The sequence below is a fragment of the Sinobaca sp. SA16-1 genome (assembly GCF_059510515.1).
Window position 1 is genome coordinate 136,339 of sequence record NZ_JCAKFL010000005.1, and the last position, 15,438, is coordinate 151,776.

Below are 15,438 nucleotides of genomic sequence, written 5' to 3' on the forward strand. Positions count from 1 at the left end.
ACACAAAGGGAGGTTACTATGACGGAAACAATGAAAGAGTTATCACTGGAACAACGCGAAGAACTAATGGGAACGCTGAAAGCCCGATTTGAGGAACATATGAACCGGCATGAGGAAATGAAATGGGCTGATGTAGAAACAAAGCTCGAAGCAGATGCAAAGAAACTATGGGCGCTGTATGAAATGGAAAAAACAGGCGGCGAACCCGATGTAGTCGGCTATGACAGCACGACAAATGAGTATATGTTCTATGATTGTGCAAAGGAAAGCCCGCAAGGCCGCAGAAAAACATGCTATGACCGCGAAGCACTGGAGGCAAGGAAAAAGTACAAGCCGGAAAACAGCGCGGTCGACATGGCAGAGGCTATGGGGATTGATCTTTTAACAGAAGAGCAGTACCGGCAGCTGCAGCACCTGGAGAACGTCGATTTAAAAACATCGAGCTGGATAAAGACACCTGCCGCCATCAGAAAGCTCGGCGGGGCCCTCTTTTGTGACCGCCGCTACGACACTGTATTTGTATACCATAATGGAGCGGATTCCTATTATACTGCAAGAGGTTTCCGCGGTTCCCTGAGAGTGTAAATAAATGTGGGGAGTTTTAGGGCTCAGCTATAACAGGCGGGCTCTTTTTTATAGGTTTTCCTGCATAACCGCCGACAGTAAATGTATCTGAAACGGCCTGTCTTTCGGACAAATATTTATTACAAAAAAACAAAAATATACATACAATATATTAACAAGCGGGAGTATAATAGAACTATAAAACACATATAAGTATATACTCCTTTTTTACATATGCTAATGCCCCTTAGCATAAATAATAAAAGAGGTGAAGGGTCATGTGGATCAAACTGTTGAAGGCCGCCGCGGTGTTCTTTCTGCTGTTTGTTACCCTGTTTTCGTTTGCGTCTCCCGGTGATGCTGCCAGCTCTCAGTATGTGACGAAAGGAAACACATCAAGCAAGGTTGTCGCGTTAACGTTTGATGATGGAGCGGACGGGACTAATATTCCTAAAATTCTGAATACTTTGTCCGCGAACAATATCAAATCTACTTTTTTCCTGACCGGATCAGGAACGAATCATCATCCGCAGGCTATTCGCAATATAGCTGCTCAGGGGCATGAGCTGGCCAATCATTCCTACACTCATCCGGATTTCACTAAGCTGACCGCCGCTCAAATGAGAAATGAGCTCAGTCGTACCGAAACCATTGTGAAGAACACAACAGGCAAGTCTACAAAGCCGCTGTTCCGCGCCCCATTTGGATCTACCAACTCCTCTGTATTAAAAGCAGTGGGAGATGCAGGGTATACCCACACTATCCACTGGAACATTGACACTGTGGACTGGAAGGGTAACTCCAAAACAGATATTACCAACCGTGTCGTAAAAAATATTCAACCAGGCTCTATTGTATTAATGCATACCGGAGCAGGTGCCTCCGGAACTCCTGGAGCACTGCCGGAGATCATCAAGCAGCTTAAAGCAAAGGGATATAAATTCGTCACCGTGTCCGAGCTGCTGAAATTAAAAGCTTCCACTCCGCCTGCCGGTACAGGCACCACCTATACCGTGAAAGCCGGGGACACGCTGTACAGCATTGCCAACCGGTATAAAGTGAGCGTTTCCCAGCTCGTAAGCGCGAACAAGCTGACCAATGCAAATGTGATCCGCGTCGGCCAGAAACTTGTGATTCCCGGCAAAGCAGTCACTCCTGCTAAACCGGCTCCAACGACTCCAGCGACTACGGTGAAATATACCGTTAAATCAGGAGACACCCTCTACAGCCTCTCCCGTAAATATGATACAACAGTCACTAAAATTAAAACAGCCAACAAGATTGGAAGCAGCAATGTGATCCGTGTCGGTCAGGTTCTTACTATACCGAGATAATAAAACGCCCTGTCCTCTGAAGGACAGGGTATTTTTGTGTTTATTGTAAGGGAGCTTCTTTTTTCCAAAATGGATTTGGGTAAAAGAAAAGGACTATGTGCCGCAGAAAGCGAATAGGTAAGGATAGTTACTTTTCATTATTATATACTTTTGGCAGAAGGAGCGGGTAGGGATGAAGGCAAAACAGACAGTGTATGTTAATACATTTACAGATGGGGTACTGGATCCGGCAAGAGAAATGGAATACATCGTAAAAGATGGAGGGCACATTATTGCCAATACGGCGCCTGGCTGCTGGGGACCGATGATTACGCCGGCTCTGCGGGGCGGGCATGAAGTAACAAGGCCCGTTTATGTAGAGGGCGCAGAAGAAGGTGATGCGATTGTCATCCGGATCCAGTCGATTGAAGTAACGTCGGCAGCAACGGCTTCCGGAAACGATAAACCGGTGGACGGCCGTTTTGTCGGAGATCCATTTGTGGCGGTGAAATGTCCGGGGTGCGGCACAATGCATCCGGAGACAACGATTGATGGCATAGGCCAGACGGCTGTCCGCTGCAATACGTGCGGGGAAGATATTACGCCATTCGTATTTACGAATGCCTATACGATAGCATTTAACCAGCAGAAAACGATGGGGCTGACGCTTCCTCAGGAAGCAGCTGAGAAGATTGCAGGCAGCGCCAAAGAATATATGAACACCCCGGAGAACTCGATCCAGAATCCGGTCGTTACGTTTGCTCCCCACGATCTGGTAGGAGCGATGGCACGGCTGCGTCCGTTTCTCGGCCAGCTTGGCACCACGCCTTCCCGGGCACTGCCGGATTCCCACAACGCGGGCGATTTCGGTCAGTTTTTAATTGGGGCACCACACGAGTTTGCGGTCACAAAAGAAGAGCTCGAGGAGCGCACCGACGGCCATATGGATATTAACCGGGTGCGTGAAGGAGCGGTAGTCATCTGTCCGGTAAAAGTACCGGGTGGAGGCGTATATTTAGGGGACATGCACGCGATGCAGGGAGACGGCGAGATCGCCGGCCATACGACGGACGTCTCCGGCATCGTTACTCTCGAAGTACATGTGATGAAAGGACTGGCGCTTGAAGGACCGGTGCTGCTGCCGGTCACAGAAGACCTTCCTTATCTGGCCAAGCCATTCAGCGAGCAGGAGAAACAGGAAGCGCTGGCGCTAAGCCGTGAATGGGGGGTGGCAGAGCTGGAAGAATCCTATCCAATTTCCTTTGTCGGCACGGGCGCGGACTTAAATGAAGCCACAACCAATGGCATGGAGCGTGCCGCTAAACTGTTTGGTATTGAAGTGCCGGAAGTGATGAATCGTTCGACTATTACGGGATCGATTGAAATCGGCCGCCACCCGGGAGTCGTGACGGTAACATTCTTGGCGCCACGTCCTTATCTGGAAACGAACGGCCTGCTGCCGCTTGTCAAAGAACGGTATGGAAGCTGAAAAAAGGAGCCTCCGGGCTTCTTTTTTTGTCAGGGCTGATTCGTTGGAAGAAGAAACCGGGTAGGGTACTATAGAGAACGGATAGATAAACAAGGAGCTGAAACTGATGAAAGAATTAACAGGAATGCACCACGTCACTGCGATTACGAGCAGTGCAGAGAAAAACTATGAGTTTTTCACGTATGTGCTTGGCATGCGTCTCGTGAAAAAGACAGTGAACCAGGATGATATTAAGACGTACCATCTTTTTTTCGCAGATGATAAAGGCAGTGCCGGAACAGACATGACGTTTTTTGATTTCCCGGGAATTCCGAAAGGGCAGCACGGGACAAATGAAATTGCCAAAACCTCCTTCCGGGTGCCGGATGATCAGGCGCTCGATTACTGGGTAAAGCGGTTTGACCGTCTGAACGTCAAACATCACGGCATAAAAGAGCGCTTCGGAAAAAGAAGATTGGCGTTTACAGACTTTGACGACCAGCAGTATGAGCTGGTCTCCGATGAACAGAATGAAGGGGTGGCCGCAGGAACACCGTGGCAGAACGGACCGGTTCCTCTGGAACATGCGATTACCGGACTTGGTCCGATTTATGTAAGAGTGGATAACGTGAAACAGATGAAAGAAGTACTGGAAAAGGTGTTGTTGTTCCGAGAAACGGAGCAGGACGGCGCTTTTCACTTGTTTGAAACAGGGGAGGGCGGAAACGGGGCCCAGATTATCGTAGAATACAATGTAATTCTTCCTGCGGCCCGCCAGGGGTATGGAACCGTCCATCATGCGGCTCTCCGCGTCGATGACCGGCCCATGCTCGAAGAGTGGATCAGCAGACTCGATCAGTTTGGCTTTCAGCACTCCGGCTACGTGAACCGTCACTTCTTTGAATCCTTATACACAAGAGTGGCACCGGATATTTTATTTGAATTTGCGACGGATGGCCCGGGTTTCATGGGAGACGAGCCGTATGAAACGCTTGGAGAAAAACTGTCACTTCCGCCTATGCTTGAGCCAAAGCGGGAAGACATCGAAAAAATGGTGCGTCCAATAGATACTGTACGGAGCACAAAAGAATTTACAAAGGAATAAGTAAAAAAAGAAGCGGAAAACACTCCCGCTTCTTTTTTTATTCGTATTGTATCCTGCGTTTTACGTGGTAAAGAGGAAAGAAAGGATAAAAGTGAGCAGGCAGACAACAAATAGGAGAGCAAGGCTGTAGCGGAGTGTGAATTTAAACAACTCAGACTCTTTACCGGTCTGCTGCACCGCAGCTGCTGCAATAGCAATTGACTGTGGGGAAATCAATTTGCCCATGACGCCGCCTGCTGTATTTGAAGCCAGAAGAAGCGCAGGGCTTGTCCCAATTTGGTTGGCAGTTACGACCTGAAGGCTTCCAAACAGGGCATTGTTATTCACAACAGAACCGGTCAGAAATACGCCAATCCAGCCAAGCACGGGGCTTGCGAATGGAAAGAACATGCCTGTATTGGATAAAGCCAATCCCATGGAGGCGCTGAGGCCCGCATAGTTGGACAGGTTCGCAAAAGCCATTACAAGGCAGATCGTCAGCACGGGAAGCCATAGTTCTTTAATCGTCTTTCCCAGGACCCGCATGGTCTGAAAGCCATTAAGGGAAGGGAAAAGTGTACTTGTGAGCAAGATAGAAACAAAGATCGCGGTTCCGGTCGCAGACAGAAGATTCACGCTCCAAACCGCATCCATGGCCGTTTCAACGGCGGCAATAGGCGGCAGCTGCATAACCTGCTGATGAAGAGCCGGCATCTGTATGGCTAAAGTAGTGAAAGCAAATCGGCCGCCTTCTGCAAACAAAGCCTGAAATGAAGGAAGGCTCCATACGGCAATAACCGCAGTCAAAATGTAAAACGGGGACCAGGACACGACAATTTGTTTAAAGCTGTAGTGTGCTTTTTCAGGAAGCGCTTCTGCACCGGGCTCCCGGTAAATGGTTGTAGGCTGCCATATACGGAGGAACAAGGCAAGGGCCACCATGCTGATCAAAGAGGATAGAATATTGGCAAGCTCCGGTCCCATAAACACAATAGTTATGGTCTGTGCGAGCGTATACGTACCGCTTACGACAAGCAGAGCAGGAAGAACTTCCTTTACTCCTTTCCGGCCGTCAAGAATAAATATAAGAATAAAGGGCACGGCAAAGCTGATGCCGGGAAGGATCCAGGCGAGCATACGGGAAAGTTCCAATGTTTCCAATCCTCCGACCTGAGCGCCGGTAATAACGGGAATACCGATGGCGCCGAATGCGCCGGATGCAGCATTGGCAATCAGGCAGAGACCGGCTGCTTTTAAAGGTTTAAAGCCAAGGGTGACCAGCAGTGCAGCACTGATAGCAATCGGGACCCCAAACCCTGCGGCGCCTTCGAGAAAAGCATTAAAGCTGAAGCCGATCAGAAGGAGCTGCAAACGATGATCCTGGGAAATGTTAGCGATGCTGCCGCGGATAATATCAAATTTACCGGTTTCCACTGCAATTTTATACAACCAGACGGCCATAATCACAATGTAGCCGATCGGCCAGAGCGCCCGGCCGAAGCCCAGAAGTACTGCAGACACAGCGGTGGACACCGGCATATCGAAAAACAGAATAGTAATAGCGGTACATACAGCCAGCGAGAGAGCGGCAGCGTAAACGCCTTTCATTTTAAAGACTGTCATCGCCAGCAAAAAAAGAAGAATAGGGAGAAACGCGATCAGCGCACTGATCCATTCATTGCCAAAAGGGTCATACTGCTGGTACCACATGGAGGGTCATCTCTCTTCTGTAAGGTGTAGTGTAATTAGTTAGTAAGGTTTTTGACAGCTGGTTCCAGCGTATCCTTCAACGTTTTTATGCTGTGGTCAAACTGCTTCTGTTCTTTTTCGGAAAGAGCCAGCTGTACAACTTCACGGATGCCCTGGCGGTTTACAATTGTCGGCACGCCGGCATATACGTCTGTTGCTCCGTATTCTCCGTCAAGGTAGGCGCTCACAGTAAGAATGCAGTTTTCGTTACCTAGAATCGCACGAGTGACGCGGGCAAGGCTCATTGCAATGCCGTAGTAGGTGGCGCCTTTTTTCTGAATAATATGATAGGCGGCATCACGAACATTTTCAAAAATTTTGTCCAGATCCTCTGTTTTGTAGGCTGGGTTGGTTTTTAAATAGTCGGTGATCGGCACGCTGCCAATTGTTGCGCTGCTCCATACAGGAAGCTCGGTATCGCCGTGTTCACCGATTACATCAGCGTGAACGTTGCTTGCGGATACGTTAAAATAATCGCTTAAAAGAAAACGGAATCGGGCAGTGTCAAGCGTCGTACCGCTGCCAATTACACGGGATGCCGGAAACCCGCTGAACATCTTTACGGCCTGGGTCAGAATATCAACCGGATTGGTGGCAACGAGGAAAATACCGTCAAAATGATTTTCCATAACCTGATCCACCAGGGTTTTAAAAATCTTCATGTTTTTTTCTACCAGATCGAGCCGGGTTTCGCCGGGCTTCTGGTTGGCACCTGCACAGATGCAGACAATATCTGCTTCCTTACAGTCGCTGAAATCGCCGTACCATGTATTTGTAGGAGATGGGGCAAACGCTTTTCCATGATTTAAATCCATCACGTCCCCAATCGCTTTTTCCTGATTTACATCAATAATGACCAGTTCCTCGGTAATTGCCTGATTAATTAAGGCAAAAGCATAGCTGCTTCCGACAAGACCTGCGCCTATTAGTACCACACGGTTCACTTTTTCTTTTTTCATTGTATCCATCTAAATCACTCCTCATTATTTCTTATGTGAATTACTTCACAAGTTAATTGTGCATTATTTCACAAACTTTAGCAAGGGATTTTTTTGAATTTTTTTCTGTTTTTTTTGAAAAAATAAAGTAACGGCAGAAAAGCGGAGAACGTGTGGTTTCATCATGGCATGCCTCCCTTTTTTGGAAATAAAGGATGCGTCAGCAGGGGATGGGTTAAAAATAACATAATATTTAGAAAATTAATATCCAATAATAATGTACTTCTATAAGGACACGGCAAAAAAGCCGCCCGGGTGCCCCGGACGGCTTTTCTTATAAGCATGTATTTAAGAGGCGGGAGGATTTTGTTTCGGTGGTTTATTAAGTATGGCTTCCGCGGCTGCCCGCTTTTTAAACCAGCGGTAGACCAGGTAGAACACGATCAGAAACACCCCATACACCAGTGCGGCATAAAGAAGCTGGGAAGGGTTCGTCGTGATAAGTGTGCCGATTGTTGCAAACAGAATCATCGACGGTATTTTACCGAGCGAAGAAGCGACGGCGTAGGGAAGCAGCCGGATTCTGCTTAATGCCGCGTAACAATTCACGATGATGCTTGGAATAACCGGAATCAGCCGGGTGACAAACAGCGTAAAAAACGCATTTTTTTCAAAAAGCACCGTTATACGTTCCAGGGCCGCATATTTATTAATGATGCGCCGTCCCACGTCCTGAAATCCATATCGGACGAGTAAAAACATAATAATGGAAGCCGCTGCAGAGCCGAACCAGACGAGAAGCGAGCCGAGAACCGCTCCGTAAGCCGCGCCGATAATGCCCCCGATAATCGGATAGGGAATAATCGGAAACAGGGAAAACAGAACAGCTGCCCCTGCGGTTAAAAAGAAATAATCCCGGCTGTTCACCTGAAGCCAGTTGTATAGAGACCCGCCGTATTGATAAATGAGCCAAAACAGTCCCGCATAAAAAAGAAGTACTGCAATTCGCCTTAGTGCCATAAGCCACCCCCGTTGGAAATCATCTACTCCTACTGTACTGAATATAAACAGGGCTGGCAAAGAGAAAGACCCGCTATAAAAAAACGATGCCGGTTTACAGCCGGCATCGTTTTATATTACTGGGTTATACGCGCTCTTCCCATTTATCTTTTTCAGTCTGCTTCATCGTATCTTCTGTTTCCTGAGGATGGGCTGTACGGAAGGCATGGTGGTCGGATTCAATAACTTCCACCATTTTGCTGATCATGTCTTCCGGATCGTACTGTTGGTCCAGAATAGTCTCCGTTTCTTCAATGGAAGACCGCTTTGTAAATTTTTCCTTCTCGTCGTACCATTTCCACTTTTCTTCGAACATCCGGTCGTTAAATCCTGTTTCAAAAGGACCTGGATTAATTGTAGCTACCTGGACACCGAATTCTTCAAGCTCTGCTTTCATCGTTTTGGCTATTGCCTCGATGGCATGCTTGGAGGAGCTGTAGGCGCCGAGGTAAGGCATCGCTACAATACCGACGATAGAACTGAGGAAGATAATTTTGCCCTGTTTTTTGTTTACGAATTTTTTCGCTGCAATCTGGGCATTCTCCAAGGTGCTGAATACGTTTGTTTCATATACCTCACGCACACGATCCACCGGAATTTCCGAAATCGGACCGCCTTCGCCGATCGCCGCATTGGCTACAAATACATCATAATCATATTCCTCGATCAGCTGCTGATCGCGTTTGCTCTTCACATCAAGCTTAATTACTTCCAGCTTAACGCCGGCCGCATCCGCCGCTTCACGAAGGCTCGTTACCTGCGAAATAATCTCAACAGCGGCAATCACATGGTGGCCTTTCTTGGCCAGGCCAATCGCCGTGCCTTTTCCAAGGCCGGTTCCTGCCCCTGTAATAAATATCGTTTTACTCATTTAAAAATCCCCTTTCGTAGTCAAGCTCGTCTAAATAGGGTTCCCGTATATCCGTTATCCAAAACACGATGAAAATACGCCTCCAGGCTTAGACATAAATATGGCGGAGGCTGCTGATGCAGAATGAATATTGCACGTAAGATAAAACTAACGAAACGAAAGGAGGAGAAAAAATGAAAAAATTTGGATTGATTATTCTTGCCCTGTTCGCGATCGTCGTCCTGCTGGCTAACCTCGGTCCGCTTCTGCTGCTTGGGCTTGGTGTGTTTGCCGCGTATGCCGCCTATGTGCAGTATCAGACAAGCTTCAGTACAGGAGGAAGGGTGCTCTGGGTTCTGCTGGGCATTACCGGTATTGTCCTTGCAGTCTCCAACATTTATGCGATTCTGGGAGCGCTGGCTGCATGGCTGCTGTACTGGTGCTGGGAGAAATACAAAGACCTGAACGAGACCCGCCGCTTCAAGGACCAGCATGATCCATTTTCAAGCTTTGACCGGGAATGGTCCCGACTTCAAAAATAAAGGAGGATAAAAAATGAGTACGCTATGGATGAAAATGAAAGAATCGATGGATACGGAAATGCAGTACTGGCAGGAAAAAAAGGAAAGAGGCAATCCGGCCGAAATGCTGCAGCGCTACATTAAGCAGGCAGAAAGGGAAACAGAAAAAACGGCCGCTCTCTTAGCAAGACAGCGGCAGCTGGTCGAGACGTTTAAAAAAGAATATGAAGAAGCGTCCGCCATGCTGGAAAAACGCACCTATCAGGCGGAGGTAGTAAAAGAAAAAGGCAATGACGACTTTTATGCCTATGCGCTCCGCGAAAAAGAAGAATATGAAAGCCGTACGGAAAAGCTGGCGGCTATGAAAGAAGAAACAGAAAAACAGCTGGAGCAGATTGAATCCAAATATGAAAACATGAAGCATAAAGTTAAAGATATGCATATCAAGCGGCTGGAATTAATGGGAAAAGAAAATGTATACCGGGTCAATTACAACAGCCAGAAAGTGTATAATGAAAAAGAAAACGCTGCGGCCGATTACTTCTCCGACATGGAGCGGCACCTGGACGGACTGGCCCACTGGGAGCAGGAAGCCGAGGAGAAACAGTCTTTTGACGAACGGGTAGCGAGGCTGGAAGACAAATAGTCAGAAGGGGGGCGAAGTGCTCCCTTTTTTCTACATAACAACTTAAAGAGAGGAGAACGGCGATGCTTTCCAGAATTTCAACTACAACGATAAACACAGTCGGCCTGATTGCTGTCATTCTTTTAGCAGTAGAATTGTTGTTTACAGACAGCGGCATTATTTTTTCCCTGTTGTTTTTTGCCGTTCTTCTTTTTTTAGGAAAAAGGGTACTGAGAAGAACGCTGGGGAAAATTGTTTTCTGGATAGGGGCTGTCGGCCTCGGACTGTCGGCACTGAGTACGATTTCGATACGATTTGCGATTGTTGCCTTCTTAGTGCTGCTGCTGATTCAAAACTATAAAACCCGGGAGCATCCGGATGAACTATCGCCATCTTTTTTTCAGGAAAAGCCGGAAAGGCAGAAAGAATCCGAACGGCCGCTTTTGAAAAACAGGTTTCTCGGCCGGGAAAGGACACTCGAGCAGCCGTATGGATGGAAGCATATCAACATCACCGGAGGCCTTGGGGACCGCATCATTGATACAACAAATACGGTTCTGCCCGACGAAGCCGTTATTGTGGTCAGGCACGGCATCGGAAGAGTGACGATTTATGTGCCATATGAAGTGAAATTCAGCCTTTACCACAGTGCGGTGTTCGGGCATGTGTTTGTACCGGGAAGAGAAAAAGAACGGTTGTTTAATAAATCGATGATCTACCATTCCGAAGAAGAGGAAACGGAAGCGGTGCATCTGAAGATCTTTACTTCCATTTTGTCCGGAGACCTGGAGGTGAAGCGGAGATGACCTTATTGATAAAGCAGATGGTTATCGGGATTGCGGTATCGCTACTTGTAGGGCTGCTCATTCTCGTTATAACTTTCCGCGTGTTTGAGCCTGTGTCGCTCCGAATTCTCTGGGAGGCGAGAATAGCGGATCTGCCTTATGCATTAATGGTTCCTGCTGTGCTCGTTACGGCGGGAGTAGCTATCGGCCTGGCTTCCGGCTTATACTGGCAGCATAAATGGCAGAAAGCGATCATCGAAGCATCCTCACTGGTGCGGGGAGAGAGGCTTCCCAAGCTGGATCAGGAAGCACTGCCTGAATTAAAACAGCTTCAGAAAGCCTACAGAGAGCTTGAAGCACAGGCGGACCTCCAGGCCGAACGGAGCCAGAAGCTCGCCACCGAAAGAGCAGAGGAGCGGCAGCAGAGCCTGCAGGAAGTAATTGAGCAGGAGCGCACCCGCATTGCCAGAGAACTGCATGACTCCGTCAGCCAGCAGCTGTTCGCTGCATCTATGATGGTCTCTGCTATTACAGATGAGGAAAAAGAAATGACGCAGGCTGTCAAAAAGCGCTGGATGCTCGTAGAGGACATGATTACCCAGTCCCAGGTGGAAATGAGGGCACTCCTTCTGCACCTAAGGCCGGCGGCTCTTCAGGAACAATCCCTGCAGACGGGGGTCACCAAGCTCGTAGAAGAGCTTAGAGAGAAAGTCCCCCTCGATATTCACGTGAAGACGGAGGAGTTTCCGATTGAAAAAGGAGTCGAGGATCAGCTGTTTCGTGTCGTGCAGGAAGCGGTATCCAATACGCTCCGGCATGCCGGCGCCCGGACGCTGCACGTGCTGTTGATTGAAAGAGATCAAACGATTATTCTGCGGATCAGCGACGACGGTGTAGGATTTGAGCCGACAGAAGCGCGGGCGGACAGCTATGGGCTGACGAATATGAGAGAACGGGCAGAAGAAGTGGGCGGACGCTGTAAAATTGTAAGCATTCCAGGCGAGGGCAGCCGAATAGAAGTGAAAGTGCCGCAGCTGCGGAAGGAGGAACAGATCGGTGATTAGAATACTGTTTGCAGATGACCATGAAATGGTACGGATCGGCGTGACGGCCTACTTATCTTCACAGCCTGATATGGAAGTAGTCGCTGAGGCGTCCAGCGGGAAAGAGGCGGTGGCAGAAGCTTTTAAACACCGGCCGGACGTCATTTTAATGGATCTGGTGATGAAAGATATGGACGGCATTGAAGCAACAAAAGCGATCATGGAAGAGTGGCCGACAGCAAAGATTATTATCGTTACGAGCTTTCTGGATGATGAAAAAGTGTATCCGGCTCTGGAAGCAGGAGCAATGAGCTATATGCTGAAAACATCCAAAGCCGGCAGGATCGCAGAAGCTGTCCGTGCGGCCTACGGCGGGGAATCCATTCTGGAACCGGAAGTAACCGAGAAAATGCTGCATAAGATGCGAAAGCCGGTCCAGGCCGACTTGTATGAACAACTCACGGCCCGGGAGCAGGAAGTGCTGCAGCTCATGGCGGAAGGGAAGAGCAACCAGGAAATTGCCGATCAGCTGTTTATCGCGTTAAAAACAACAAAGGTTCATGTGAGCAACATCCTCGGAAAATTGGATGTACATGACCGCACCCAGGCCGTTGTATATGCATTTAAGCACGGCCTCGTAAAAGAAGATAATTAGTATTCGATCATTGTGCCTGAAGGGCAGCTTTCATCGGGGCATTCCTTCAGGGGACGCAGAGGAATCTGACCAATATAGGAGCGGACTCTTTAATCGGAGTGCCGCTCTTCTTTATGTTCCCTGCATCATATTCTGCCTTTTTCAAACCAGCACTGGTATAATTAGGTTATACACCACCGGTAGAGGAGGCGGCAGCAGATGAAACAGAGTGGCTTAAACATAGGGTTTTCCGGAGGCGGTTTTCGTGCCTCTTATTACTGTCTCGGTGGATACCGGAGGCTGGTGGAGCTCGGACTTGACCATAAAGTACAGGGTATTACGTCTGTTTCCGGTGGAAGCATTACGGCGGGGGCGATCATGACAGCACTGGCATCCGGCCCTTTTACAGGGGTGGATGATTTTGATAAAAGAGTAACGAAACCTATGATTGACGTGGGATTAAAGAATATAAGACGGAAGCTTTTCTGGAGGATTCTGCGCCGGCCTCATAAGCTGTGGGCCCCCCGTCTGAACCTGAGCACTATGTTTCCGGACGTCTTGAAAAAAGAGCTGTACGGAAATATAAAAATGGTGGATCTTCCCCGGGTTCCACTATGGAACTGCCATGCGGCCTGCCTGAATACAATGAAAGGTTTTTATTTTAATGCTTATTCAATGGAAGGAGAGAAGATAGGGCGCAGTACAGATATTGACAACATTTCTGTTGCCTTTGCTGTAGCGGTTTCCGCCGCCTTTCCGATGATTTTTGCGCCCGTGCGTCTCTCCACGAAACAGCTTTCTTTTATCGATACGGATGGAACGACGAGCTATCCGGGAAGGCTTCCTGACAAGCTGTATCTCACGGATGGCGGTGTTTTTGACAATTTAGGAACGGACAGTATTCTGCAGGAGGATGGGGATTTTATTACGATGGATGCAAGCGACAGGGCTAAGGTCTGGCCTGTTGAATACAAATCGACCTTTCCCACGCGTACTCTGAGAATACTAAATATAAGCATGAGTGAAATGATTTATTTAAGAAGAGAAATATTGGATAAAGAACACGACAGGCGTGGGATACAGCTTATTTTAGAAAAGAAAATGAAAGAGGTTGCAGAAGAACAGCTTTATAAATCGGAAATCCAATACCAGGCGTGGGATTTAGAAGAATATGAAGAGATAGAAGAACGTGCAGGGTATCTGCGGACTGATTTGGATGCATTTAACGAAGTGGAAATTGGCGTACTCCTGTGGATGGGAGAAGTAAGAATGGATGCGGCGCTGAAGTCGCTCTATCCGGATCAAATACCGAATGAAAAACGAGACGAGATTCCTGCCTTTCCTTTTGAAAATACGAGTGAGGTGGAAAAAGTGTTAAAAAAAGGAGAAAAGCGGGTATTCTGGTAATAGAAAGGGGTAATTATTATGCGAAAGCCTATAGTAATGGCAGCCGGTGCGGTTATGGCCGGAATTGGTTCTGTTTATTTATCCTGGAATGAAAAAAGGAAATTCGAACGGGATCTGCAGCGTGCTCATCAAGATTATCAAAAGCAGGCAGAAGAAGACCTGCAAGTGATTCAGGAAGAATGGAAAAAAGAAGAAAAGTAAAGCGCCCCTTTATTTACGTGTGAACGTAATAACCGGGGCGCTTTCTTGTTCTGTTATGTCAATATGGTAGGCAGTAAACAGCTTATGCAGGCCGGTAAATCCCTTCAGCTTTATGACAAAGACAATGTCCTGGACAGATACAGCAGTGCCGGTCACTTTTTTCACTGTATGGCGCGGCGTCCAGCTCGTATCAAGCGTATCTGCCTCTTCTTTGCTTATGTTCTGAAAGGGCAGCACTTTTTTAAATTCTTCAGCGAGTCCGCCTTCGATTACAAAGTAAGGTGACTTCTTCCGGCGGGCTTTGTTTAATTTACCGGCTGTTTCGGGGTGGGTAATGGGCTCTTCTTTCTTCCGGCTGCGCAGTATCATCGGTCGAGATGCGTGTAGAGGCCGGTTACTACATACTTAGAACCCTGCTCGCGCATTTTTTCCGGTTCAAAAGCATAGACCTTTTTGTTCATTTGAATATAATAAGTGGATCCATAGCGGAGTTTTTCTGAAGTCAGAAAAGAAATCCGGCCGGGAAGCATAGGTCCGTCTTCAAATGAAAAGACGCCTTCTTCATCAAATGATCCCTTTTTCTGTGTCTGGGGGCGGAACAGTCTTGCGACGATCTGAATGGAATATGTTTTTTCAGGAACTTTAAAAAGCAGTGCCTTCATGGTGAGCCATCTCCTTTGTTTCTATACTATACATTAGTTTCCCTTTCTGTTGGTGTTTGTAACCCGCTTCCGTTTATTCCTATCCTGACAATATTCAGAATATTTTGTTTGTAAACGCCGAACCGCTCCGGTAAAATGAAATTAAGAAAACAGGACGAACGGTAACAAATAAGCTGTCTTAATAAAAGGAGGAATAATCGATGGTGAGCACCGAAAAGCAGAAGCCGCCAACTCATCCGGACCGCCTGAAAAAGACAAACAAAGTCCTCTATATGCGGGGATACACCGAAGAGCGGAAAGAAACGACCCGGCAGCTCATGGAAAAGTATTTCTTTAAAAAAGGAAAGCGCATGTAACGGAGACACTCCTTTAAACGGAGTGTTTTTGTTTGTCTCTAATCTACAGGAATCAACCAGTATAATTGAAAGCGGATTCATATACAGGGGAGTATTGCGTTATAATATAAAAGAGTATCCATGATGATAGGCTGAAAAACGATCTGAAAGATTATACAGTACCTCTCGAACCGGTTTAA

The 15,438-nt window shown here is 47.6% G+C and carries 18 protein-coding genes; 12 read left to right on the top strand and 6 right to left on the bottom strand.

Annotated elements, in window-relative coordinates; genetic code table 11:
* Positions 1–18: 18 nt before the first annotated feature.
* The 4 genes from AC5W2J_RS14755 to AC5W2J_RS14770 all read left to right on the top strand — a co-directional run bounded on the left by AC5W2J_RS14755 (position 19) and on the right by AC5W2J_RS14770 (position 4,450).
* On the top strand, positions 19–585 hold the full coding sequence (locus AC5W2J_RS14755; RefSeq protein ID WP_496060224.1) for a DUF4256 domain-containing protein: 567 nt from the start codon (positions 19–21) through the stop codon (positions 583–585).
* Positions 586–842: 257 nt separating this feature from the next.
* Positions 843–1,898: a polysaccharide deacetylase family protein gene (locus tag AC5W2J_RS14760; protein WP_496060225.1), complete on the top strand. Its 1,056-nt coding sequence runs from the start codon at positions 843–845 to the stop codon at positions 1,896–1,898.
* A 172-nt stretch (positions 1,899–2,070) separates the two neighbouring features.
* Entirely contained in the window at positions 2,071–3,366 is a 1,296-nt protein-coding gene (locus tag AC5W2J_RS14765) for an acetamidase/formamidase family protein (RefSeq protein WP_496060226.1), read from the top strand.
* A gap of 106 nt (positions 3,367–3,472) precedes the next feature.
* Positions 3,473–4,450, top strand: a complete 978-nt coding sequence (locus AC5W2J_RS14770; protein ID WP_496060227.1) for a ring-cleaving dioxygenase — start codon at positions 3,473–3,475, stop codon at positions 4,448–4,450.
* Positions 4,451–4,510: 60 nt separating this feature from the next.
* Here the strand turns inward: AC5W2J_RS14770 and AC5W2J_RS14775 are convergent, their stop codons facing one another.
* From AC5W2J_RS14775 to AC5W2J_RS14790, 4 genes are all read right to left on the bottom strand, one after another.
* Positions 4,511–6,139: an L-lactate permease gene (locus AC5W2J_RS14775; RefSeq protein ID WP_496060228.1), complete on the bottom strand. Its 1,629-nt coding sequence runs from the start codon at positions 6,137–6,139 to the stop codon at positions 4,511–4,513.
* A gap of 35 nt (positions 6,140–6,174) precedes the next feature.
* Positions 6,175–7,137 (bottom strand): L-lactate dehydrogenase, encoded by a 963-nt coding sequence (locus AC5W2J_RS14780; RefSeq protein ID WP_496060487.1) that lies wholly within the window; start codon positions 7,135–7,137, stop codon positions 6,175–6,177.
* Positions 7,138–7,464: 327 nt separating this feature from the next.
* Complete coding sequence (locus tag AC5W2J_RS14785; RefSeq protein WP_496060229.1) at positions 7,465–8,136, bottom strand: TVP38/TMEM64 family protein; 672 nt, start codon at positions 8,134–8,136, stop codon at positions 7,465–7,467.
* Between the two features lie 124 nt (positions 8,137–8,260).
* Positions 8,261–9,046 carry an SDR family oxidoreductase gene (locus tag AC5W2J_RS14790; protein ID WP_496060230.1) on the bottom strand — a complete coding sequence of 262 codons (786 nt, stop codon included), beginning with the start codon at positions 9,044–9,046 and terminating at the stop codon, positions 8,261–8,263.
* 173 nt (positions 9,047–9,219) lie between these two features.
* Between AC5W2J_RS14790 and AC5W2J_RS14795 the strand changes: the two genes are divergently transcribed.
* The 7 genes from AC5W2J_RS14795 (at position 9,220) to AC5W2J_RS14825 (ending at position 14,241) form a co-directional block, all read left to right on the top strand.
* Positions 9,220–9,567 carry a lmo0954 family membrane protein gene (locus AC5W2J_RS14795; protein ID WP_496060231.1) on the top strand — a complete coding sequence of 116 codons (348 nt, stop codon included), beginning with the start codon at positions 9,220–9,222 and terminating at the stop codon, positions 9,565–9,567.
* 13 nt (positions 9,568–9,580) lie between these two features.
* Positions 9,581–10,192 (top strand): PspA/IM30 family protein, encoded by a 612-nt coding sequence (locus AC5W2J_RS14800; RefSeq protein ID WP_496060232.1) that lies wholly within the window; start codon positions 9,581–9,583, stop codon positions 10,190–10,192.
* Between the two features lie 62 nt (positions 10,193–10,254).
* Positions 10,255–10,977, top strand: a complete 723-nt coding sequence (liaF, locus tag AC5W2J_RS14805) for a cell wall-active antibiotics response protein LiaF (protein ID WP_496060233.1) — start codon at positions 10,255–10,257, stop codon at positions 10,975–10,977.
* Complete coding sequence (locus AC5W2J_RS14810; protein ID WP_496060234.1) at positions 10,974–12,020, top strand: sensor histidine kinase; 1,047 nt, start codon at positions 10,974–10,976, stop codon at positions 12,018–12,020. Before liaF ends, AC5W2J_RS14810 begins: the two co-directional genes overlap by 4 nt.
* Complete coding sequence (locus tag AC5W2J_RS14815; RefSeq protein WP_496060235.1) at positions 12,013–12,654, top strand: response regulator transcription factor; 642 nt, start codon at positions 12,013–12,015, stop codon at positions 12,652–12,654. The genes AC5W2J_RS14810 and AC5W2J_RS14815 overlap by 8 nt, the downstream gene beginning before the upstream one ends.
* A gap of 198 nt (positions 12,655–12,852) precedes the next feature.
* A complete protein-coding gene (locus AC5W2J_RS14820; RefSeq protein ID WP_496060236.1) occupies positions 12,853–14,040 on the top strand; it encodes a patatin-like phospholipase family protein in 1,188 nt (395 codons plus the stop codon).
* A gap of 18 nt (positions 14,041–14,058) precedes the next feature.
* The gene (locus AC5W2J_RS14825; protein WP_496060237.1) at positions 14,059–14,241 is read left to right on the top strand and encodes a hypothetical protein; all 183 of its coding nucleotides are present in this window, start codon (positions 14,059–14,061) and stop codon (positions 14,239–14,241) included.
* 9 nt (positions 14,242–14,250) lie between these two features.
* Here AC5W2J_RS14825 and AC5W2J_RS14830 read toward each other — a convergent pair whose 3' ends face one another.
* Positions 14,251–14,610, bottom strand: coding sequence for a hypothetical protein (locus AC5W2J_RS14830; RefSeq protein WP_496060238.1), 360 nt, complete (start codon positions 14,608–14,610; stop codon positions 14,251–14,253).
* The gene (locus tag AC5W2J_RS14835; protein WP_496060239.1) at positions 14,607–14,903 is read right to left on the bottom strand and encodes a hypothetical protein; all 297 of its coding nucleotides are present in this window, start codon (positions 14,901–14,903) and stop codon (positions 14,607–14,609) included. The genes AC5W2J_RS14830 and AC5W2J_RS14835 overlap by 4 nt, the downstream gene beginning before the upstream one ends.
* 200 nt (positions 14,904–15,103) lie before the next feature.
* Here AC5W2J_RS14835 and AC5W2J_RS14840 point away from each other — a divergent pair, with 200 nt between their 5' ends.
* The gene (locus AC5W2J_RS14840) at positions 15,104–15,259 is read left to right on the top strand and encodes a hypothetical protein (protein WP_496060240.1); all 156 of its coding nucleotides are present in this window, start codon (positions 15,104–15,106) and stop codon (positions 15,257–15,259) included.
* Positions 15,260–15,438: the final 179 nt, after the last annotated feature.